The organism is Streptomyces sp. NBC_00443, from assembly GCF_036014175.1.
GTDB lineage: Bacteria > Actinomycetota > Actinomycetes > Streptomycetales > Streptomycetaceae > Streptomyces.
The window spans coordinates 9,249,044-9,270,795 of sequence record NZ_CP107917.1 but is presented as its reverse complement, the minus strand read 5'-3'; the positions used below and the strand labels follow the sequence as shown (position 1 = coordinate 9,270,795).

General features: G+C 69.6%; 16 protein-coding genes and 2 pseudogenes. 11 read left to right on the top strand and 7 right to left on the bottom strand.

The window, feature by feature from the left end; genetic code table 11:
- Positions 1-6: 6 nt before the first annotated feature.
- From OHO27_RS42200 to OHO27_RS42190, 3 genes and pseudogenes are all read left to right on the top strand, one after another.
- A pseudogene (locus OHO27_RS42200) lies at positions 7-2,972 on the top strand (Ig-like domain-containing protein); the annotation flags it as partial.
- A 22-nt stretch (positions 2,973-2,994) separates the two neighbouring features.
- Positions 2,995-3,417, top strand: a complete 423-nt coding sequence (locus OHO27_RS42195; protein WP_328430175.1) for a hypothetical protein — start codon at positions 2,995-2,997, stop codon at positions 3,415-3,417.
- A 310-nt stretch (positions 3,418-3,727) separates the two neighbouring features.
- The gene (locus tag OHO27_RS42190; protein WP_328430174.1) at positions 3,728-4,753 is read left to right on the top strand and encodes an alcohol dehydrogenase; all 1,026 of its coding nucleotides are present in this window, start codon (positions 3,728-3,730) and stop codon (positions 4,751-4,753) included.
- A gap of 84 nt (positions 4,754-4,837) precedes the next feature.
- Here OHO27_RS42190 and OHO27_RS42185 read toward each other — a convergent pair whose 3' ends face one another.
- Together OHO27_RS42185 and OHO27_RS42180 are read right to left on the bottom strand one after the other, a co-directional pair.
- Complete coding sequence (locus OHO27_RS42185; protein ID WP_328430173.1) at positions 4,838-6,292, bottom strand: dihydrolipoyl dehydrogenase family protein; 1,455 nt, start codon at positions 6,290-6,292, stop codon at positions 4,838-4,840.
- Between the two features lie 146 nt (positions 6,293-6,438).
- Positions 6,439-6,882: a VOC family protein gene (locus tag OHO27_RS42180; RefSeq protein ID WP_328430172.1), complete on the bottom strand. Its 444-nt coding sequence runs from the start codon at positions 6,880-6,882 to the stop codon at positions 6,439-6,441.
- 1,016 nt (positions 6,883-7,898) lie between these two features.
- Between OHO27_RS42180 and OHO27_RS42175 the strand changes: the two genes are divergently transcribed.
- Entirely contained in the window at positions 7,899-8,459 is a 561-nt protein-coding gene (locus tag OHO27_RS42175; RefSeq protein ID WP_328430171.1) for a hypothetical protein, read from the top strand.
- Between the two features lie 64 nt (positions 8,460-8,523).
- Entirely contained in the window at positions 8,524-9,069 is a 546-nt protein-coding gene (locus OHO27_RS42170) for a hypothetical protein (RefSeq protein WP_328430170.1), read from the top strand.
- Between the two features lie 117 nt (positions 9,070-9,186).
- Here OHO27_RS42170 and OHO27_RS42165 read toward each other — a convergent pair.
- Positions 9,187-10,396: pseudogene (locus OHO27_RS42165) on the bottom strand (amylo-alpha-1,6-glucosidase); the annotation flags it as partial.
- Here OHO27_RS42165 and OHO27_RS42160 point away from each other — a divergent pair.
- The 4 genes from OHO27_RS42160 (at position 10,362) to OHO27_RS42145 (ending at position 16,088) form a co-directional block, all read left to right on the top strand.
- On the top strand, positions 10,362-11,081 hold the full coding sequence (locus tag OHO27_RS42160; protein WP_443059745.1) for a Gfo/Idh/MocA family protein: 720 nt from the start codon (positions 10,362-10,364) through the stop codon (positions 11,079-11,081). The pseudogene OHO27_RS42165 and the gene OHO27_RS42160 overlap by 35 nt on opposite strands.
- Positions 11,082-11,258: 177 nt before the next feature.
- Positions 11,259-13,847: an ATP-binding protein gene (locus OHO27_RS42155; protein ID WP_328430169.1), complete on the top strand. Its 2,589-nt coding sequence runs from the start codon at positions 11,259-11,261 to the stop codon at positions 13,845-13,847.
- Between the two features lie 208 nt (positions 13,848-14,055).
- A complete protein-coding gene (locus tag OHO27_RS42150) occupies positions 14,056-14,874 on the top strand; it encodes a dioxygenase family protein (RefSeq protein ID WP_328430168.1) in 819 nt (272 codons plus the stop codon).
- A 44-nt stretch (positions 14,875-14,918) separates the two neighbouring features.
- Positions 14,919-16,088, top strand: a complete 1,170-nt coding sequence (locus tag OHO27_RS42145; protein WP_328430167.1) for a hypothetical protein — start codon at positions 14,919-14,921, stop codon at positions 16,086-16,088.
- A gap of 434 nt (positions 16,089-16,522) precedes the next feature.
- On the opposite strand, the gene OHO27_RS42140 is transcribed toward OHO27_RS42145, so the two are convergent.
- The 3 genes from OHO27_RS42140 to OHO27_RS42130 form a co-directional block, all read right to left on the bottom strand.
- Entirely contained in the window at positions 16,523-16,702 is a 180-nt protein-coding gene (locus tag OHO27_RS42140) for a hypothetical protein (RefSeq protein ID WP_328430166.1), read from the bottom strand.
- Positions 16,703-16,835: 133 nt separating this feature from the next.
- Positions 16,836-17,327: a hypothetical protein gene (locus OHO27_RS42135; RefSeq protein WP_328430165.1), complete on the bottom strand. Its 492-nt coding sequence runs from the start codon at positions 17,325-17,327 to the stop codon at positions 16,836-16,838.
- Positions 17,328-17,548: 221 nt separating this feature from the next.
- The gene (locus tag OHO27_RS42130) at positions 17,549-18,019 is read right to left on the bottom strand and encodes an RICIN domain-containing protein (protein WP_328430164.1); all 471 of its coding nucleotides are present in this window, start codon (positions 18,017-18,019) and stop codon (positions 17,549-17,551) included.
- 542 nt (positions 18,020-18,561) lie between these two features.
- Here OHO27_RS42130 and fxsT point away from each other — a divergent pair.
- Positions 18,562-20,832, top strand: a complete 2,271-nt coding sequence (fxsT, locus tag OHO27_RS42125) for an FxSxx-COOH system tetratricopeptide repeat protein (RefSeq protein WP_328430163.1) — start codon at positions 18,562-18,564, stop codon at positions 20,830-20,832.
- Between the two features lie 253 nt (positions 20,833-21,085).
- Here fxsT and OHO27_RS42120 read toward each other — a convergent pair whose 3' ends face one another.
- On the bottom strand, positions 21,086-21,403 hold the full coding sequence (locus OHO27_RS42120) for a hypothetical protein (RefSeq protein ID WP_328430162.1): 318 nt from the start codon (positions 21,401-21,403) through the stop codon (positions 21,086-21,088).
- 186 nt (positions 21,404-21,589) lie between these two features.
- Here OHO27_RS42120 and OHO27_RS42115 point away from each other — a divergent pair, with 186 nt between their 5' ends.
- Positions 21,590-21,718: a hypothetical protein gene (locus OHO27_RS42115; protein ID WP_443059674.1), complete on the top strand. Its 129-nt coding sequence runs from the start codon at positions 21,590-21,592 to the stop codon at positions 21,716-21,718.
- Positions 21,719-21,752 lie beyond the last annotated feature (34 nt).

Below are 21,752 nucleotides of genomic sequence, written 5' to 3'. Positions count from 1 at the left end.
CCGTGCTACCCGGACCCGCTGTTCAAGGGCGCGATAGACGCCTTCACCGTGTGGCACGCGACGCTCAGGCCCGGGCAGGTGGCCGGTACGGTCGATGCCGTGCCGACCATCCAGGAGCTCCCACAAATGTCCTTCGATGTCTGTACCACCACCGGAACCGCCCCGTCCCTGCCCGTCGCCGTCCGCTCCTCCTTCTCCGACGGCTACGACCGCGACACGCCCGTCACCTGGGACGCCGTACCGCCCGAGAAGTACGCGAAGCCGGGGACGTTCACGGTTGCCGGTGCCGCGGCCGGACTCGCGGTCAAGGCCACCGTCACCGTGGTCCGGGAGGGGCAGCTCACCGTCGACCTGGGCTCGGACACCGGCGCGTTCCACGGCGGCGCCTCCGGCACGCTCTACGGCGTGTACGGGCCGGACGTCCCCACGAACAACCTCATCGAGGGCATGGGGCTGCGCACGGTCTCCACCAAGGCGCAGGACGGTCCGCAGCACCCCGGTGCGGACGCGCTGGAGGTGGTGAAGCCGCTGGCCGACTCCACCGACGGCGACGTGTACATCTACATGCCCGACATCCACCGCGGCTTCCCCTACCAGTGGCCGGGCGACACCCCCGAGGAAAAGGTCAAGCTCTACAAGGAGAAGATCGCAACGCAGGTCGACCAGGTCCTGAGGCTGCCGAAGCAGTACCAGGACAACATCGTCCTCGTGCCGTTCAACGAGCCCGAAGGCAACATGTTCGGCACCGGCGAGTGGAGCCACAACAAGACCAGCTGGCTCGACGACCCCGCTGACTTCTTCACCGCCTGGGACGACGCCTGCAAGCTCATCAAGAGCAAGATGCCCGACGCTCGCATCGCCGGCCCCAACACCAGCGTCCTCTATGACCAGGTGCAGGGCTTCCTCACGCACGCCTTGGCCGCCGGCACCCTCCCGGAGGTCATCACCTGGCACGAGCTGAGCCATCCGGAGGCGGTGCGGCAGAGCGTCGCCAAGTACCGGGCGTGGGAGTGGGACCTGTTCAAGGGCACCGACCGCGAGGGAACCCAACTCCCCGTCAACATCAACGAGTACGCCTTCAACTACCACACGTCCGTCCCCGGCCAGATGATCCAGTGGGTGTCCGCGATCGAGGAGTCCAAGGTCGACGCCGACATCGCGTACTGGAACATCGACGGCAACCTCTCCGACTCGGCGGTGCAGTCCAACCGAGGCAACGGCCAGTGGTGGCTGCTGAACTCGTACGCCTCGATGAGCGGCCACACGGTGAGGGTGAATCCGCCGTTCCCCGGTGCGAACTACACCATGCAAGGCGTCGCCACGCTCGACGAGAAGAAGAAGCAGGCGCGGCTGATCTTCGGCGGTTCCGCCGGCAAGGGGCACATCACCTTCGCCGAGGTCCCCAGGAAAGTCTTCGGGGAGCGGGTGCATGCGTGGGTGAAGGAGATCGAGTGGAGCGGGCAAGTCGGTGACAGCTCCGGCCCGAAGCTGCTCGCCGAGCAGAACCTGAAGGTCGGTGGCGACGGCACGGTGGTCGTCGACTTCGGCGAGGGCGCGCTGCCCGAACTGAACGAGTCCTCGGCCTACGAGATCGTCCTCAGCCCGGCAGGCAAGGCGAAGGGCACGCAGTCCCCGCCCGTGCGCTGGCAGAGTTCGTACGAGGCGGAGGACGCCGCCCACAGTGGGTCCGGGTATTCGAAGAACGGCCCGGAGGGTTCGCCGAGCGACGTATCGAAGTTCTACACCTCCGGCGGTTACAACGTGGGGGCCTGCGCGCCGGCTCGGACGTCGCGCTCGACTTCACCGTGGACGTACCGCAGGACGGCACCTACGACCTGAGCGTCTTCGCCAACTCCCTCAACACCTTCGACCAGGTGAAGGAGCAGGGACCCACCAACGTCTTCCTGCGCGTGGACGGCAAGGCGGACAGCGAGCAGGAACTGCACCTGCCGCTCGGCTACAAGTGGGTGGTGTGGGACCACACCGACACCCAGGTGAAGCTCACCAGGGGCAAGCACACCCTCACGCTCGCCGCGAAGAGCCTCGACGGCAAGCGCGCCACCCAGGGCGACGCCATCGTCGACCGCCTCACCTTGTCTTTGCCGGCGGCTTCAGCCGGCACGCAGGTGTACGAGGGCGAACTGGCCTGGCTAGCCGGAGGGGCAAAGCCCGTGTACGACCTGCCGAAGCGTACGGCCACGGGGTCGGGAGCCGCCCAGCTCAAGAAGGGACAGACCGCGACGTTCTGGGTCTACTCCCCCACCGACCGCGAGGCCACCCTCAGCGTCCACACCCTCGGCGGCACGAGCGCCCGGCTCTCCGTCAACGGGTATGACGTCCTGCGTCTGGCCAAGGGCCGGAGCAGCGCGGTGGTCTCCCTGTCCGGCGGCGTCAACAAGGTGACCGTGACCGGCGGATCGTCCCCCACCCTCCTGGACCGCATGACGGTCACACCCGGCGAGGGCACGCTCCCGGCTCGCACCTACGAGGCCGGTGCCGCCGAGCTCGCCGGCTCGGCCACCCTGACGCCGCTCTCCCTGGCCACCGACGGCACGGCGATCACCGGCATCGGCGGCGCCCCCGGCAACGGCAACACCGCGACGTTCACCGTCGCCGCCGACCGGGCCGGCCTCCACGCGCTACGCATCCGCTACTCCAACCCCGAGCAGTCCGAAGCCACCCACTACAACCCGGACCCGCTCGCCCGCCACGCCGACCTCACCATCAACGGCGGCGAGACACGACGCGTCGGCTTCCCGCACAGCTTCCACCAGAACAACTTCTGGGAGCTGACCGTCCACGTCAACCTCAAGAAGGGACAGAACACGATCGCCTTCCGCTCCGAGGAACTGCCCAACTTCGACGGCACCACCTACGCCTCGGACACCTTCCCCGGCGTGCTGCTCCGCTCCCGCTACGCGCCGCTGATCGACAGGATCACCGTGGCACCGTATGACCAGGAGATGCGGTGAGACAGCCCGCATCCGCAGCAATGTGCACGAACTCGCGGAACGGACCGACACCGAAGCCGCCCTGATCGGCCGTCACCATCCTGGTTCGCTCGCGAAGCGCCGGCCGCAGCTTCTCGACGCCGGTCAGAGCTCCGAGAGCGGAGCCCCGGGCTCGATGTCTCCCTCGATGATCCGCCGGCGCATTTCGGCGATCACCCTGGCCTGCATCCGGCCGGGGCTCCCATTTCGGTTCGCTCTGTGCGCGATTTTCACCGAACCCTCCTCCGGCTCCCGAGCCGCCCGCCCGCCATCCCAGAGGCGCGAGCGCGCCGCCGTCGCCGTTGATCAGCCCAGCTTGCTGTTCGACAGCTACGGCAACCCGCACATCGCTGAGGTCGGCCGCGAACTCGACACCCTGGCCCAGCTGATCAAGCTCCTCGGCGGCGAGGCACCTGTTCATCTGTGAGCCTTCGTGATCTTGACGCGTGCTGATCAGGCGCCCCTGGTCCTCAGCGGCCTCTGCCACGCGCACCGGACTCCCGGCAGCACATGTTGCCGAGCCCACCGGGCGGTGGTGGGATGGAACTGCTCTCGCGTCCGACAGCGGGAGGAGGTAACCGCCGGGCGACGCCTGCCTACCCGAACCCTCACCGCCCGACCGGACGGCCGTAGCCGTGTGGTCCGGCGCAGTCGGCTCCTCAAGCCCTCGTAGCGTGCGGTTGACCCGCAGTCGTCCACGGGCTCCAGGGCCGCCGCTCCTGGTCCCGGAGATACGTATGAACACCTATCGAGCCGCGCAGGTCGACACCGCGAACGGGTCCTTCCGGATCGTCGAGCGTGAGGTGCCGCGTCCGGGCCCCCGTCACGTACGGATTGCCGTCGAGGCCTGCGGAATCTGCCACAGCGACGACGTCTTCGTGAGCGCCGGTATGCCCGGCGTCCGATTCCCGCTGGTTCCGGGCCACGAGGTCGCCGGGCGCATCGAGGAACTCGGTGAAGGAGCCGAGGCCGACGACTGGAACGTGGGGGACCGGGTCACAGTGGGTTGGTTCGGAGGGAGCTGCGGTCACTGCACTCCCTGCCGCCAGGGCGACTTCATCGTCTGCGACAACCTCAAGATTCCCGGCTACGCCTATGACGGAGGCTTCGCCGAAGCCATGATCGCGCCGATCGACGCCCTGGCCCGGATCCCCGAAGCCCTGAGGGCGACCGACGCGGGACCCATGGCCTGCGCGGGCGTCACGACGTACAACGGTCTGCGGCGCAGCTCCGCCCGGCCTGGTGATCTCGTGGCCGTGCTGGGCATCGGTGGTCTCGGCCACCTGGGGGTGCAGTACGCGGTGGCCATGGGATTCGAGACGGTGGCCATCGCCCGAGGCGCGGAGAAGGCCGAGTTCGCCAAGCAATTGGGAGCGCACCACTACATCGACAGCACGGGGGCGACACCGGTCGCGGAATCTCTCCTGTCTCTGGGCGGCGCCAAGGCCGTACTGGCCACGGCTGGAAGCTCCGACGCCATCGCGGCGACGGTCGACGGCCTGACGCACCGCGGCGAACTCGTCGTCATCGGCGTGAGCCCCGACCCGCTGGGAATCAGCCCACTCCAGCTGATTCTGCGCGGCAGAACCGTACGTGGCCACCCGTCGGGCACCGCGCAGGACGTACAGGACACCATGGCGTTCAGTGCCCTCCACGGAATTCGCCCGACGGTGGAGCCCCTGCCGCTGACAGAGGCTGAGGCGGCGTATCAAAAGATGCTGTCGGGCGCCGCGCGATTCCGGATGGTGCTCACTACCGGCTGACCGGCGCGACCGATGGGCCGTTTCCCGGCAAGCCGGACGTCTCCCGGCGTCGCCACGGCCCATGGTCGTGTGGAAGGAATCAGGTCACCTGCCGGTGCGATCCCGGTAGGTCTCGAGGATGCGCAGCCAGACCTCACTGATCGTCGGGAAGGCGGGGACGGCATGCCACAGCCGTTCCATCGGCGTCTCACTGGTGATCACAACGGTCGCCGAGTACAGGAGTTCCTGGGTCCCGGGACCGACGAAGGTTGCACCGGCGACCGTGCCGCGATCGACGTCGATCAGCACACGTGCCCTGCCTCGGTAGCCGTCGGCGTACTGGGCCGCGCCCGCGACCCGGCCGATGTCGTAGTCCACGACGTCGACCCGGCGCCCGGTACGCTCCGCTTCCATCGTTGTCAGCCCCACACTGGTGACCTCGGGTTCGGAGAAGACCACTTGCGGCACAGCGGCGCTGTCGGCCGTGGAAGCGTGTCTGCCCCACCTGCTGTCGTCGAGCAGCTCACCGTTGGCGCGCGCTCCGATGACGCCGCCCGCGATCCGCGCCTGGTACTTGCCCTGATGCGTCATCAGGGCACGGTGATTGACGTCACCGACGGCGTAGAGCCACCCGTCGGCGATGTCCGTCACCCGGTACGAGTCGTCCACGGTCAACCACTCGCCGGAGGTCAGGCCGACGGTCTCCAGGCCGATGTCCGCGGTGTGCGGCGCGCGACCGGTTGCGATCAGGATCTCGTCGGCGACCAGCGTGTCCTCGTCATTCAGGGTGATACGCACGGGACTTCCTGCACCGTCCTCCCGTGAGACCCCGGTCACCGTCGTGCCGAAGCGCAGGTCGGCTCCGGCAGTGCGTAGGGCGTCGGCCACCAGCTCGCCGGCGAACGGCTCCATCCGGTTGAGCAGTCCCTGGTCCCCGCGGACCAGCATGGTCACTTGGGAGCCGAGTGCCTGCCACACCGTGGCCATCTCGACGGCCACCACTCCCCCTCCCACCACGGCCAGCCGGTCCGGTACGTGCCGGGCGGCAGTCGCGTCACGGTTCGTCCAGGGTCGAACCTGCTCCAGCCCCGGCAGAGGGGGGAAAGCGGTGACCGTCCCGGTGCACACGCCGACGGCATGCCGGGCGGTCAGACGTACGGTCTCGCCGTCCGCGGTGTCCACGACGACCTGCCGCGGGCCGTTGAGTCGGCCGTGGCCGCGCACCAGGTCCACTGACACCGCGTTGAGCCAGTCGACCTGGTCGTCGTCCTGCCAGTGGGCGGCCATCTTGTCGCGGTGGGCGAAGACCGCGGGCACGTCCAGCGGGCCCTCGACCGCTCGCCTGAGCCCCGGGACCCGGCGGGCGTCGGCGCGCGCAACCACGGGGCGCAGCAGGGCCTTGCTCGGTTCACATGCCCAGAACGAGCATTCTCCACCGAGCAACTCGTTCTCCACGATCACCGTGGTGAGCCCGGCGGCACGGGTGCGGTCGGCGAGGTTCTCTCCCGTGGGACCTGCACCGAGAACCACCATGTCGTAGACGCGGGAAGTGCTGTCCATGCCTGTTCCCTCCATGGTTGGGGCCTGCTCGCGAATCCGGGAGAGCGAGGTGCCGCAGCATGCCGATGGGGACACATCCCTTCGCCTGCGGCCCTCCCTGCAAGGCCGACCGTCTTGGCGTCGCCGTCGTCTTTGACGAGTCGGCCTCAGCGGCCCGGAAGCCGTTCGGTGATCTCTTGCACGGTCCAGCCGTTGCCGTCCGGGTCGCTGAACGAGACGAGGGAGGCGTAACTGCGTCGCTCGGGATCCGGGCCGGAAACACGGCCCTTCGTCCCCGCGTGATGGAACACTCCACCGGAGTCGTGGAAGACCTCACTGACGTCCGCCCCGCTGCGGGCCAACTCCGCGCGCGCCGCCTCGATGTCCGAGACGACGAGGTGGAGGCCCTCGGCGGATCCCGGGGCGGCCGCGCCGACTCCATCACCGAAGATCACCGAGCATGCGGAACCGGGTGGCGTCAGCTGCACGACGCGAAGGCCGTCATCGGCGGTGAAGTCGGCGTCCAGCCGCCACCCCAGTCCTTCGTAGAAGCCCTTCGACCGGTCTGTGTCGGCCACCGGTATCACTAGGACTTCGAGTTTCATATCCATGGTGGAGCCTCTCTCGGAGGGTCTGCTTACGGCTGCGTCTCGGGAGGCCGCCGTGGCATCAGGGGACGGCAACTGCTGACCGCCGCCACCTACGTCGTACGTGGCTGCCGTCGGCAGCGCCTCATGGCACATGTGGGTACGGCCAGAGCGGCGGCGTCGTCGTCCGGACCGACCCGATGACGGTTCTGTCGACGCCAGGGCGGCGACCGCCGGTGCCGCCCGCTGCGCAACAGCGTTGCCGCGTCCCGGACTCGGGAGGCGGGCGGTGTCAGCGGCATCGACGGTCACGGTCCTCGCAGTCCGGACTTCGGACGCCGCCCGCTCCAGCCGCTCCAAGTTGCGCCCGGCCATGCCGGCTCGGCGGCCTGCACGGACCCGCAGTGGACGCGCCGTTGCGAGTCCGATCCTCTGCTCATCGCCGGCATTCGGACCACAGGGGTCTCGAGGTCTGGCCGGAATGCGTCCAGAGCGCCCGTGAGAACGCGGGCGCGGGTGGTGGATCCGGCGGCCCGGACAGCTCCCGGTACCGCGACCGTCGCAGTGTCGCGGGCTCCGGCGTGGACCTTGACCGCTCCGGCTTCCGAGAGGGCCCTCGCGAACCGCTCTCCGAGTCCTCGGTGGGCGCCCGCGACGAACACGGCGGAGCGTTTCATGGAGACCTCCCCGGCACGGGGGCAGAGCGGCCACAGACCCCGCGGGTCGAGGAGCTGTGCGACAGCGGGCAGAGCCTTCTTGAAGCTACCGCGCTCGGCTGCCCGTCACCACTCGAGTGGCCTACGCACCGGAGCCCGCCCGCTTGCGGCCGAGCGCGGGTTGTTTCAACGCGGTTGAGCGTCACGTGTGACGGACGGCGACTCGGGTCGGCTGCCCAAGCCGCATCCATGATCCGCCGGTCTGCCTTGGTGGATGGGCCTGGCTCGCCCGGCGGTTCGTCCGCGATTCCCGTTTGAAAGACAAAGATGGGGAAATTCGGCATAAAAAGGGTTGCAAAGGCTGCATGTGAGGGGGCCTGCCCCATGTCAACAGGAACACTTCTGGCGATCATCATTCCCATCGCGGTGGTCATCGTTGTGGTGGCCGCGGCAGCAACGCTGATCATGCGCCGCCGCAAGCTGCGCGAGCGCTTCGGCCCGGAGTACGAGCGCACGGTGGAGGGTGCCGACAGCCGCGTGGCCGGTGAGCGTGAGCTCAGGGCCCGTGAAAAGCGCCATGACTCGCTTGACATCAAGCCACTGGACAGCACCACCAGGGATCGATACACCCGGGACTGGACCAGCGTGCAGGACGAGTTCGTGGACCGACCGGAGGACGCCGTACACGACGCCGACCGCCTGGTGACCTCCTTGATGCATGAGCGCGGCTACCCGACCCAGGACTTCGAGCAACAGCTCAGGGATCTCTCGGTCCAGCACAGCCGCACACTCGAGCACTACCGGGCCGCCCACGATGTCGACGCGCTCAGCACCCGGCACGAGGCGACCACCGAACAATTGCGGGGTGCCATGGTGCACTACCGGGCCCTGTTCGACGAGCTGCTCGCCGACGGCGGCGAACCCCGCCGCACTGCGCCGGCCTGAACGGCACAGCGACCAGCCCGCCGCCCGACCCGGGGAAGCCAGGCCTTCCGGGAGCGGAGGAGAAATGCAACGCAAGGACGTACCGGACACCGCCGCGGCGAGCGGTCTGTCCACCGACGATCTGGCCCGCCCTCGCGACGGGTCCCGGCAGCAGGACGAGGCGACCGCGCCGACCGCCGTGCCGACCTTCCCTGGCGAAAGCACGGCCAGGCCGAGCAAGCCGCCCCGAGACGAGGTCGCGGCAGCCGACGAACGCACTCAGGACGAGGCAGTGGGTGTGGGAGCCGAACGCGGGGCTGAGCGTCAGGCCGGTGACCAGGGCTCCCGCTCCGAGGACGAGGCTCCCCAGATCCTCACCCCTGAGGACGAGGAAGCCTTCCGGACACGCTGGCAGGACGTGCAGAGCAAGTTCGTGGACGACCCCCGAGACGCCGTACACACGGCCGACGCACTCGTCGCTGACGTGATGCAGCAGCTGGCCACCACGTTCGCCGACCACAAACAAGAGCTGGAAGGACAGTGGAACCGCGGCGAACAAGCGAACACGGAGGACCTGCGCCAGGCCCTGCGCCATTACCGTTCCTTCTTCAACCGCCTGCTGGTCACCTGACCGGTTCAGCGGCAGAAGCAGGCCCGGGGGTGCCCCCGGGTACCCCCGGACGGAAGCCGGGACGGGATGCGATGCGTCCCTCCTGTCCGAGCCGCACCCGGGGTTCCGGTGCCGCCTTCACGGCCGCTGCGCACTCGACCTGCCATGAGTTCCTCGGACGGTCTGGCGCGCCGTGCGCAGAGCGAGTGGTGTCGCCGCCGCCCAGGCCTGGGGTGAGCACGAGTGGGGGTACGGGACCGGCTGGAGCGTGGCCGAGCGGTCGTAGCCTGCAAGAACCTCGGGCAGGCGGTGGCCATGGTGGGCGGCCGCCGCCACCAAGCCTTCCGTGAGGGTCGCGAGTTCGTCGGCGAGGCCATAGCGTGCCAGGCCCAGGGCGATGACCGTGTTGTCATGCGGCCAGGCGCTGCCGCGGTGGTAGGACAGGGGATGGTAGGGCTTCTGTCCTGCGGCCAGGGTGCGGATTGCCCAGCCGGAGAAGAATTCCGGTGCCACCAGGCGCCGCCCCACGCGCCGGGCCTGTTCCTCGTCGAGGATCCCGGACCACAGCAGATGGCCCGCGTCCGAGGCCAGGGCGTCCACCTGACGGCCGGTGCCGTCGAGGGCGTCGGCCTGCGGCAGCCTGCGGCATCCAGAAGTCCGTGAGGAAGCGGCGGCGCAACTGGTGTGCCGTTTCCTCGAGGTGCTGTGCGTAGGACTCGTCGTTCCAGATGTGCCGCGCCAGCTGGGCGGTGCGCACCAGACGTCGTAGGCGTAGCCCTGGGCTTCACACACGGCGATCGGGCCTGCGGCCTGGGTACCGTCAGCGAAGCAGATCGCGCCCCTCGGAGTCCTTCCAGTTCTGGTTGAGCAGACCATTGGGGTCGGGCGTGTAGACGAGGTAGCCGTGGTCGTTCAGCCCGCCGTCGGTGAACATCCAGTCGACGGCCTTGCGGGCGTGCTGCTCCAGCCGTGCGGCCGGCGTGCGGTCACCGGTGGTCTCGTGGTGGGCGTGGAGCAGGGTCAGGAACAACGGGGTGGCATCGACGGTGCCGTAGTAGCGGCCGTAGGGGACCTGGCGGAAGTGGGCGAGTTCGCCGTACCGGGTTTCGTGGACTATGCGTCCGGGCTGTTCACCGCTGGTGGGGTCGTGGCGCGTGCCCTGGGTGGCGGCGAGTGCGCTCAGGGTGGCGGCCGCGGTGCCGGGGCGGTACGGCAGCAGGAAGTACGACGTCAGCAGGGAATCCCGGCCGAAGAGGGTCAGAAACCACGGGATCCCGGCAGCGGGCACGTACACGTCCTCGCCGTCCACGCCGGTGGCCGGAATCGTCAGCAGGTCGAGGTCGTCGAGGCGACCGCTGCGAGGCCGTCGCCTTCGCCGTCCCGCCCGCCGTCCAGGCCGACCTCGCACCCTCGCCGCCAAACGCGGCAAGGCGCTGCTGCTGGAAAAGCCACTCGGCCCCGGTCTGCCGGCAGCCCGCCGTCTCGCCGACACCATCGCCGAGACGGGCGTGATCACCCAGCTGGTCCTCACCAAGCGCTACCACCCCACCACCCGCGCCTTCCTGGCGACAGCCCGCACCCACAACGTGACCGGCGCCCGCTCCTGCTACCTCCATGGCGCCTTCCTCAGCGGCGACTTCGCAACGGGCTGGCGCCTCGAACACGGCGCACTGCTCGACCTGGGACCGCATCTGCTCGACCTGCTGGACGCCGCCATCGGCCCGATCACCCACATCCGCAGCACCGGCGACCCCCGCCACAGGATCGAACTCACCTGCCAACACGAAAACGGTGCCGTCAGCCAGGCATCCCTGTCGGGCACCGTCGCCGTGCCGCGCGTCCTGACCCGCGTCGAACTCTTCGGAGCCACCGAGCCGTTGATCTACGACACCGCCGACATCAACCATGAGGAGTGCTGGCCCAACCTGCGCCGCGACTTCGCCACCGCCGTCCGCACAAACACGCCGGCCGAACTCGACGCCCAACGCGGGCTTTATCTGCAGACGCTGATCGATCGCATCATCCCGGACTGACCGCTTGTCAACCTGAGGATGGTCAGGCCCCGTTCCCGTTCGGCCGACAAGCACATGGCTGACTCGAAAGAACGGGCACTAGGGTGAGCTGTTCTCAAGGCTCGTACTGATCGGTACGCGGTCCCACCGCGCCCGGAACCGGCCTTGCCCCGGGCCCCTACACACGAGGATCCCGCAGTGGCGTCGACGAAGCGGACCTGCGAGGCGTGCGGTGGCCCGGTGGCCGCCCCGCGCCGGGACGGGGAACGGGGCACCGGGAAGGGCGGCCGGCCCGCCAAGTACTGCTCCAACGCCTGCCGCCAACGCGCCTTCCGCAACCGTGCCGCTGCAACCTTGGAGGCACGGCAGCCGCCGGTCGTGCACGCCACCGTCCCCGGCGGGACCCGCGCGGCGACGGACGAACGCCTCGGCCCGCCGCCCGGGGGCGCGTTGCCCCTGCCGCTCGACCGGTTCATAGGCCGAGCGGCCGAGTTGACGCGGCTGCGCGGGCTGCTGCGCTCAACACGGCTGCTGACCCTGGTCGGGCCAGGCGGTGTGGGCAAATCCCGGCTCGCGCTGCATCTGGCCGGTGGGCAGTCAACCGGGCGGCAGGAGCTCACCCGGCTCGTCGCGCTCGACCCGCTGCGCCGCCCCGCGCTGCTGCAGCAGTTCGTCGCGACCGCACTCGGCTTCGGTGACCAGCACGGTCCCGTCGAGGAGGAGGCGCTGGTACGGGCGCTGAGCGTGCCGGGGCTGCTGCTCGTGCTCGACAACTGCGAGCACCTGGCTGAGCCCTGCGCCGAGTTGGTGGCGCTGCTGCTGACCCGTTGTCCGCGGCTGCGCATCCTCGCCACGAGCCGTGAGGCCCTGCGGGTGCCCGGCGAGGTCGTCTTCCGGGTGGGCGAGCTGTCGCTGCCGCCTGCGCCCGCCAAGAACAGTGCGCAGGACCGCTCGCACATCTGCGTGGACGACGTGATCGGCTCCGACGCCGTGCGGCTGTTCGTGGAGCGGGCCAGGGCGGCCGCGCCCGGTTTCGACCTCACCGCGTGCACGGTGGACGAGGTCACGCGGATCTGCCGTCGGTTGGACGGGCTGCCGCTCGCCATCGAGCTGGCGGCGCGCCGGGTCGCGGGCCTGCCTCTCGGGCAGATCCTCGACGGGCTGGACAACCAGCTCGCGCTGCTGACCGACGGCAGCCGGATCGGACCGGCGCACCACCGGGAGCTGCGCGCGGCGATCGCGTGGAGTCACCGGCTGCTGGATCCGGCCGAACAGGCTGTCCTTCGGCGGGTGTCGATCCTCGCGGGCGGCTTCGGCCTGGACGGGGCGCTGGCGGTGTGCGCGGGCGACGGTGTCCCGGCCAGGGACGTGCTGCGACTGCTGTGTTCCCTGGAGGAGAAGTCACTGCTGGTACGGGTGCCGGGTGAGGAACGAAGCGCGCGTTTCCGGCAGTTGAGGGCAATCCGCATGTACGGGCTCGGCCGGCTCGCCTCGTCCGGGGAGCTGGCACTCGTGCGCGAGCGCGCGCTGTGCTGGCTGGCGGGGCTGACGGACGACACCGTGGACAGCCCACCCGTCGGCCTCGTGACCCGGGAGCTGGTGGCCGAGCGGGAGAATCTCGCGGCCGCGGTGGCGTGCACCGAGGACGAGGGCGGGGACCGGCACATGCGACTGGCGGTGGCACTGGCCCGGGTGCACCGGGAACTGGACGAGCTCACGGCCGCGCGCAGAATGCTGGACGCCGCGCTGCGCAGGGTGCCGTCGGCGCCGTACCGGAGCGACGCGCTCGCGCTGGCCGCCCGTATCGCGTACAAACAGGGGGACCAGGTGGACACGCTGCGGCTGGCCGAGGAGGCCGTCGCCGCAGCGCACGGGCAAGACCGGCCGGCGGCGCTGGCGGACGCCTTCGACGCCTTGTGCGTGGCCTTGCTGGCCCGCCGGGGCTTCGCGGCCGCGGTCGTCGCGCAGCGGGCTTGCCTCGACATCACGCGGCGTCTCGGCAACGACCTCGCCACGGCGGTGTCCCGGCACCGGCTCGCATGGGCGCTGCAGCACGTGGGGGCCGTGACCGAGGCGCGGGCGCTGCTGGCACAGTGCCTGCCGGTGCTCCGTACCGAGGCCGCGTCGCACCACCACAGCGCGGCCGTGCACACCGCCGGGGTGCTGGCACTCACGGCCGGGGACGACGAGGCCGCCGAGGAGGCCTTCGTCGAGGGGCTGCGGATTGTTCCACCGGATACGTTTCACGCCATGTACCCCGTCGAGGGCCTGGCCATCGTGGCTGCCGAGCGCGGTGAGCCGCGTAGGGCGCTGCGGCTCGCGGCCGCCGCCGCAGAGGTGCGCGGACGGATCGGCGTACGGCCCGACCCGGAGTGGCAGCGGCGGGTCGACGCCGCGGTCGCCCGGGCCCGCAGCGGACTCGACGCCGAGGCCGCGCAGTCGGCTCAGGCCGCAGGGCAGGGCCTGTCCGGGGACCGGCTGGTCGCCTATGCGCTGCGCTCGGCCCGGGCACTGAGCGGGCGGCCGGGACGCGGCGCGGAAACCGGCCCGCTGACCGAGCGGGAGATCCAGGTCGCCACGCTCGTCGCGGAGGGCCTGACGAATGCTCAGGTCGCTGTCCGGCTGGGGCTGTCCCCTCGCACCGTCGAGGCCCATCTCGACCACATCCGCGACAAGCTCGGGGTGCGGTCGCGCACCCGGATCGCCGTGTGGCTGGCAGACCAGGCGGCAGCCGGGACACTGCAGGAGCGGAGCGAACGCCGGGAACGGGGCCGCGGCCAGGGATGATCCCGGCCAGGACGACGTAGCGAGCAAGCGTGCTCGGTTTCGTAACACTTATCGCGTCGTCCGTCATCCGCCGGATGTGCCACGTTCGCACCTGCAGCAGGGTCAGTGCTCGGGCAGGGGCCTCCCCTTGTCTCACCTCTTTCGCCCTCGCACCCGGTGCCGTTCGCTCCCCCAAGAACGCGCCGGGGCCTCCCCCACAAGGAGCGCCATGCGCCAACACGGTCACGACCGGCGAGCCGGCAGCGTGCCCGGCCAACGGCCCGACGCGTCACCCGCACCCAAGGCGGCGGACTCGTCCCACTTCGTCACCGCAGCGGCCGCCGACCCCGTAGAGGACACCCCCGAGCCCCGGTCCCGCCGCACTTTCATCCGCAACACCTCGATAGGCGTCGGCTCGGCAGCCATCGCGGCCGCCGGGATCTCGGCCTCGACCGCCGCTACGGCGTCGGCGGACGTCCGACCCGCCGACGCGAAAGCCGCAGGTGTCCCGCTCGCCCTGACGCCCTCCTGCAACGGCAGTGAGACTCCCGCGCAGATGGAGGGCCCGCTGTTCAAACCGGAGTCCCCTCAGCGCACCAAGGTGGTCACGCCCGGCATCACGGGCCTGCTGCTGACCCTGCGCGGTGTCGTGTACGACCCCGAGTGCAACCCGCTCGCCGACACGCTGCTGGAGTTCTGGCAGACCGACCACAACGGCGACTACGACACCTCCGGATTCTCGCTGCGCGGCCACCAGTACACCAACGCCCGGGGCGAGTACCGGCTGGACACCATCATCCCGCGTGACTACTGGGGCCGTTGGGGCCGGCGCACGCCGCACATCCACGTCCAGGCGCAGGCCCCGGGCGGTCCCCTGTTCATCACGCAGCTGTACTTCCCGGACGACACACAGGCGTACGGCCGTGACTTCGCGCTGCTGAACGCCCGGGACCAGCTCCTCAACCGCGCCTGCGTGGTCGCCCTGGAGGCGCGCGACGACGGCAGCTACAACGGCACCTTCGACTTCGTCATCAAGACCACCGTCTGATGCCGCCGACCGCCTAAGACACAGTGGACGCAAGGGACTTCTTCATGGACGAGAACACCACTCCCGGCGCCGCGCGGACGCGGCGCCTGCGGCGGACGGTGCTGCCGACGGCCGTCGCCGCCCTGGCGCTCGCCGCCGGTCTCGCCGGGGTACAGCTGTACAACGGCTCCGAGGGCTCGGGGCCGGGTACGGCGCCCGTCGCCAGCGGCGAGCGCACACCCGGTGGCTGGCAGCAGACCTCCGTGCCGTTCGAGAAGGGCGACATCACAGCCGTCGCCGCGCTCGACGACGCGCAGGCATGGGCGGTCGGCTACAACCTCAAGTCCTACGACGAGGTGGAGCATGTCGCGCTGCGCTGGGACGGCACCGCATGGAAGCAGGAATCCACCATGCCGGACGGCGTCTTCCCGACGGCCCTCACCGTGACGGCGGCGGATGACATCTGGGCCGCCGGCTCCACGCTCGTGCACTGGGACGGCAAGGCCTGGACCGAGGTCCGGGCCGCACAGGACCCGGCGGGACGGGTCATGCCCGAGGCCCTCGCCTCGGCCCCGGACGGCAGCGTCTGGTCCGCGGGCCGCGCCATGGGCATGGGCGTGAAGACCGGTGTGCCGTCCATCCAGTCCTGGGACGGCACGCGGTGGGTGCGCCATGGGCTGCCGGCCACTGGCAAGGGCGAGGTGAACGGCATCGTCGCCCTGTCGAAGGACGACGTGTGGGCGGTCGGCACGAGCTACGCCGCCGACGCCGAGTCCGATCAGGAGCCGCTGGCACTGCACTTCGACGGCACGACGTGGACCGAGGCGGAGCTGCCCGGAACGTCGAGCCACGCGACCTGGCTCAGCGGGCTCGTCGCACCGTCCGCGAAGGACCTCTGGGCGGTCGGCGGCAGCTTCACCAACACGGGCGACCAGCCGTACGCCCTGCACTACGACGGCAAAGCCTGGAAGAAGACGGCGACTCCCGACGTCCCCGACGGCCGGTTGCGCGCGGTCGGCCAGGCGGCGAACGGTTCCGTGTGGGCCGTCGGTGGCAAGGGCTCCGCCTCGGTCGGCCTGCGCTGGGACGAGGCCGAGCACCGCTGGCAGAAGCTCGCCGCGCCCGGCATCAGCGCCCGCGGGCTCGGCGCCGTGCCCGGCAGTTCCGCGCTGTGGGCCGTCGGCATCGCCACCAAGGGCGACCTGGTGCCGCGGATCTTCCGCTTCGGCGGCTGACCTCGCACTCGTACGCGGCCGACCCCGCACACGTACGCGCTCGACCCCGGGCGCGAATGCCGGGGCTCCCCGAATCCGGTCTCGGGAAGCCCCGGCTCCCGGCCTTCCCGCAGGTCGTCCAGCGTCACCACGTCGATGCCGGCGGTCGCCCAGACCGCGCTGCCCCTGTCAAAGGACCTTCGGTGACGGGCAAGTCGAGGCGGTGGTGGGCGCATTTTCGTGGACCGATCCGCCGGAGTCCGCAACAGCACTCGGCGCGGCAGGGCGGGAGGCAAGATCGATCACGCCGGAAATCGGGCAGCGCTTCAGCCGAAGTCAGTCGAGGTGCAGGCTCGTTGACACCGGGTTGACATCAGGCCCCGGCCATCCGGGCGGGTCAAGCAGCACGGGTGTCCCCTCTGCGGTGCCGGTGCCGGTGCCGGGGTCGGGTCGGGTCACGAGGCGCGGCGGAAGACGGCGGCGGGGCCGATGCCGCGGGGGCCGAACTTGTCGTGGCCGCGGTCGACTGCGGCTTCGGCCACGAGGCCGTCTTCGCGGGTGTCGTCGAGGCTGATCTGCTGGGCGATCTGGCCGGCATCGATGAGGTCCTCGCCCTTCAGGGTCAGGCCGGCCACGCGGCCGCGCTGCAGGCGGCGGCATCCATCACCTGGTAGGCGAGCGTGCGCAGGTCGTCGTCGTGAGCGGACGGCGCGGCAAGGTGGCGGGTCCTCTCCCAGCTGCTGTTGCCGGCGAACGTCAGCCTCGCGGTCAGCGCGCGGGCCGCCTGGCCGCCTCGGCGCAGCAGCCCGAGCCGGACGACCCCAGATAGAGCAGGGCAGCGCGGGCGCCGGCGCCGTCCAGGGTGTGGCGGGCGAAGCGGTACGTGACGGCGGCGGGCAGGTTGCGGGGGACGACGGGGCGCGGGTCGATGCCGCGGGCCCGGTCCGCGGCCGTACGCCTCGCTCGGCCGCCCAGGAACCGCTGCACCGTTGCGGGCGGGACGGCAGCGAGCAGGCCGACACAGTGGAGTCCGTAGTCACGCAGCACGTCGGCCTGGCTCGGTCCGATGCCGTGCAAGGCGTCAACCTGCAGCGGCTCCAACCACGCCGCGGCATCGCCGGGCTCGATGGCCAGGACTCCCCCGGGTCTGGGGACTTGGGCGGAGGCGGTGGCCGCGACCGTGATGGACGCCCCGACCCCGACGCGTACGTCGATGCCGATGCCGATGCCGATGCGGGAGATCGTGCGCACCCGCAGCATCTCCCCGAGCCTCGGCGTAGCTGGACGCCGGCTCCAGGAACGCGCGCAGGTTTGCGGCCCGTGATCAATCCGGCGATCGGCTCAGTCACTTCTCTCCCGGCCTTGCGCGGTGGCCGGCATGGCAGAGGCGCCGCGGTTATCCGACGACGGCACCGGTGCCTTCCGGGACGGCGGGCCGCCAGAGGGGACGGCCCGCCGCGCTTACGGGGTCAGCCGATTCATCACACCGCGTCGATCACCCATCGGGACGCCGTCCCGATGGTGGGCTGGAAGACGACCTGGGCCCCAACCGTTCCGTTTGCGTCCAAGTACTTGCCGCTCTGGGTGTGCCTGATGGACTTCGGACTGCCGGACGTGGTCGTCCACTTCTGGAACGCACCACCGTTGCACGGGAATGTGTAGACATCCGCGCCGTTTCCGTCGAGGCAGTGGCCTGATGCCGGGTTCCTGAAGATGCCGCCGCTGATCTGCCACACCTGCTTCGCGCTGCGGTCACAGTTGCCGAGGACGAGGTTTCCCTTGCCTCCCGAGATGTTCACCTGGAGGCAGGAGTTGCTGCTGTTGCCGTTGATCACCTGGTAGTTCACCGGCGCCGCCTGCGCCGAGGTTGCGCCGCCCACCAGCAGCGTCGAGCCGAATGCGATCGCCGCGCCCGCACCGGCGAGTCGTATGAGGTTTCCCTTCAATTGCATGATTGATCCCCTCGAGTTGAAATTATTGGCGCGCCGCCTGTGGTGCCACCCGGTAATTCCGGTTCCCTGACGGGTGATGAGGAGGGTGTTGCGCGGAACTGGCAGCCGAAGTCGACGAACCACAGACTGATGATGTCGTTGGCCGGCCCAAGAAAGTGGTTCCAGGGCTTAGGCACCGGATTTCGTCGCTGCACGGCTTTCTCCGGCGACCGGCTTGCTGGGATTGGTCAGGACGACGCTCGCGTTTCGCCACTGCTTGGAACGGCGACCGAGACGCGTGGGAAGACTTGCAGCATTCTTGTTCGCCGTTGCCCCGTTGGTGTCGTTGGCCGAGATTGGGCGACAAGACGTGAGCAGTACTCCTTCGATAGTCGGGAGGTGTTGCGGCACCTGTGCCGCCGTCTACGTTGAGGGGCGGCGCCGCTCGGGTGCGGCGATCCCGGAGGAGCCCGGATCCACTGGGCTCCCCCGCTGGATGAGCTACATTTTTGGACTCCGAAGTCCGGACGATTCCGGAGAGCGAGACGGGGGAAGCGGCGTATATGAGGGGACCGAGCTCACCACAAAGCTGGTTTGTCCACCGGTTGCAGCGGTTGCGCACGTCCTCGGGGTCACCCACCCAGGCGCAGCTGCTGTCCTACGACGAGAACAAGGTCCTCACTCGGTCGTCGTTGTCGGACCTGCTGGCAGGCAAGTTCACAAAGCCGCCCCCGTGGGAGCGGGTCGCGGCCTACGTGACCGCGTGCGTCCGCGCCGCGCACGCCGGTCAGATCGACCTCTCCCCCGAGGAAGAACTCGCGCGTGTTCGGGGTGACCATGCCACGCTCACTGACCTGTTCGAGACCGCTGTCACGGAGGTCCTCGCACCGACGGCGCGCGCTTCGGGCTCGCGGGCCCGTCCGGCGACCTATCGGCTGCCGCCGCGCAACACCAACTTCACGGGCCGCGACGCCACATTGCGGGAGTTACGGCAGCACCTCACCTCGGGTCACGATGGCGCGATGCAGGTCGTGCACGGGCTGGGTGGTGTCGGCAAAACGCAGCTTGCAGTTGAGTACGCCTACCTCTACCGGTCGAAATACCGGTTCGTGGCATTCGTGGACGCCGAGGATCCCGATCTGGTGGCGTCGCAGTTCGCGTCGCTGGCCAGGGAGCTGGGAGTGGCGGAGGTGAGCTCCGAGCAGGTCATCCCACGGGTGTACGGCAAACTACTGGACCACGGGCCCTGGCTGATCATCTTCGACAACGGGGAGAGACCTGGCCCGCTTGTGGACGCGCTGCCGTCGGGTGACCTGGGGAGCAACGGTCACGTCATCGTCACGACCAGGTTGCGCGGCTGGTCGAGCAGAGCCGGCGTCATCGACCTGGACGTGTTCACCAGGCAGGAGGCGGTGGAACTGCTGGCCCGGCGGGTGTGCGGCATGACCACAGTGGTGGCCGACCGGATCGCTGAGCACCTGGGAGACCTGCCGCTGGCGCTGGAGCAGGCGGCCGGGTACATGGACTACAACCAAACTCCGCCTACGGAGTACCTGGCTCTGCTGACGTCGCGGCTGGAGGACATGATCGCGCTGGGCGAGCTGGCGGACCGGCCGACGGTAGTGGTCGCGACCCTGTGGCAGCTCAGCGTGCAAAAGCTGGAGACCGGGCAGCCGCAAGCGAAGCGGCTGCTGGAACTGTGTGCCCTGCTGGCGCCGGAGCCGATCCCGCTGGACCTGTTCAGCGGGAGCACCCAAACACTGATTACAGCCGCGGCCGACCCGGTGGCGTGGGACACGACGGTCGGTGCTCTGGCCGGCCTGGGGCTCGCGAGGCGCGGAGCCTCCTCCCTGGTGCTGCACCGGCTGATGCAGGCCGCCATCCGCGCCGCGATGCCGGACGACGTGCGCACCGACGCTCGGGTGCGACTGTGCCGGGCGCTGCTCGCGGCCGTGCCACACGACATCCACGGTGACCCGGATGCGCGATCGCGATGGCAAGAACTGCTCCCGCACGCGCTCGTGGTGACCAAGGACGAGCCGCCGACCGAGGGCGCTGCGGAGACGGCGACGCTGCTGAGGCTGGCGTCGGCGTTCCTCCTTTCGATCGGGGACCACTCGATGGCACTGCCCCTGTGTGAACGTGCCTTCGTGATCGACGAATCGCTCGAACAGAGGGATGCGGAAATCGGCTTCGACCTGATTACCCTGGCGCAGATCCACCGGGACCGCGGCTCGCTGGAGCAAGCGCGTCCTATGGCGGAACGTGCCTTGAGCCTGCACGAGTCCTGTCTGTCGGCGGATAGTCCCGCTGTCGCGACGGACTTGGCCACCCTGGCGCGAATCCGACACCTTCTCGGTGATCATGAGGCGGCGGTGCCATTGGCCGAGCGGGCGCTGCGGATCGACGAGACGGCGTACGGGCCGGACGACCCGTACGTGAGCTTCGACTTGATAGCACTAGCGAGTGTCCACCTCGACCTGGACGACCACGCCGTGGCCGTGCCGCTGATCTCTCGGGCGCTACGGATCCGGGAGGCCAATTACGCGCCGGACCACCTGTACATCGGGTATGCCCTGCTACTCAAGGCCCGAGCCGTGCACGCGTTGAACGACCCAACCGCAGCGAACCTCGCGCGCAGGGGCGCGCTGATCCTGAACACCCGGCTAGGCAAGACCCACCCCAAGACCGAGGATGCCTTCGCTCTAGCCAACTGTTTACTCAAACGCGACAGCTGCCCCGGGCACGGCGAGGTCATTGCAGTCGGCGAGGCTGTGACACAAGGGCCGCACCGATCAGGGGCACGCATCCCTCGCGGACGCCGAGGGCAATGATTTGAGCCGTCACAGGCTGCGGAATCTATTGACCAGCAGACTAACCGCACGCCCAGCGGCAGTCTGACCCAGACGTCGAAGGCAAGCCACACCCGCCGGCCTCGCGAGCTTGATCCGCGACCACTGGAAAGTCGAGGCCCTCCACCATGTCCACCTGGCCGGCGATACGCACCACGCCTCCGCCATGTGTTCCGGCGAACCTCTGTCAGGCAGCACCGAAAGTCAACGGATTCGGCCTGACCGGGGACTGCGATCAATCGTCGGAGAAGGACAGGCAAACCGCAGCCGGCTCGAAGGTCACCTGGTTTTGGGTATAACAATCCGCTTGCCGGGTGGCGACTTCGGCTCCGCAGCCCCTGCAGACCAGGTTCAGGCCATCGCCGCCAGCAGGGCCTTGGCAGCAGCCGATTGAGCGCATGAGGTCGGGATGCTGTTCAGTGCCGATCACGTCGGTGGGGTGCACGATGAAGCCTGGGATGTCGTCGCTGAACTCGCTCAGCCGAAAGTCCGGGGCATAGGTGCCGCGGGGCACGCGGGCCTGACGTGTCCGGACACCCGGGATCTCCGACATCGGGACCGGTGGCGGCACTTTCACCTTGGTGACCGGTCCGGTGAGGGGTGTCTGCAGTGGTCACACAAGAAGCGCGGCATTCGGCTGATTCTGCAGCCGGAACACTGCAGTGACCAGCGAATTTATCGCGTCGATCCGGCATCAGGCGGGCGGCCTGGGTCGACGTGGTCGGCGAGACAGATCGCGGTGGCACTGCCGTCCGACGCGGCCTCCGCCAGCTCCAGTACCGTCACGACGTCCTCGACGGCTGCCTCACCGGCACCGGCCTCCTACGCCAGCCACCATGACGACATCACCGCATTCAAGGTCAAGTAGCCATGGCGGGCTCCAATAGTTCGCTGGGCGAACT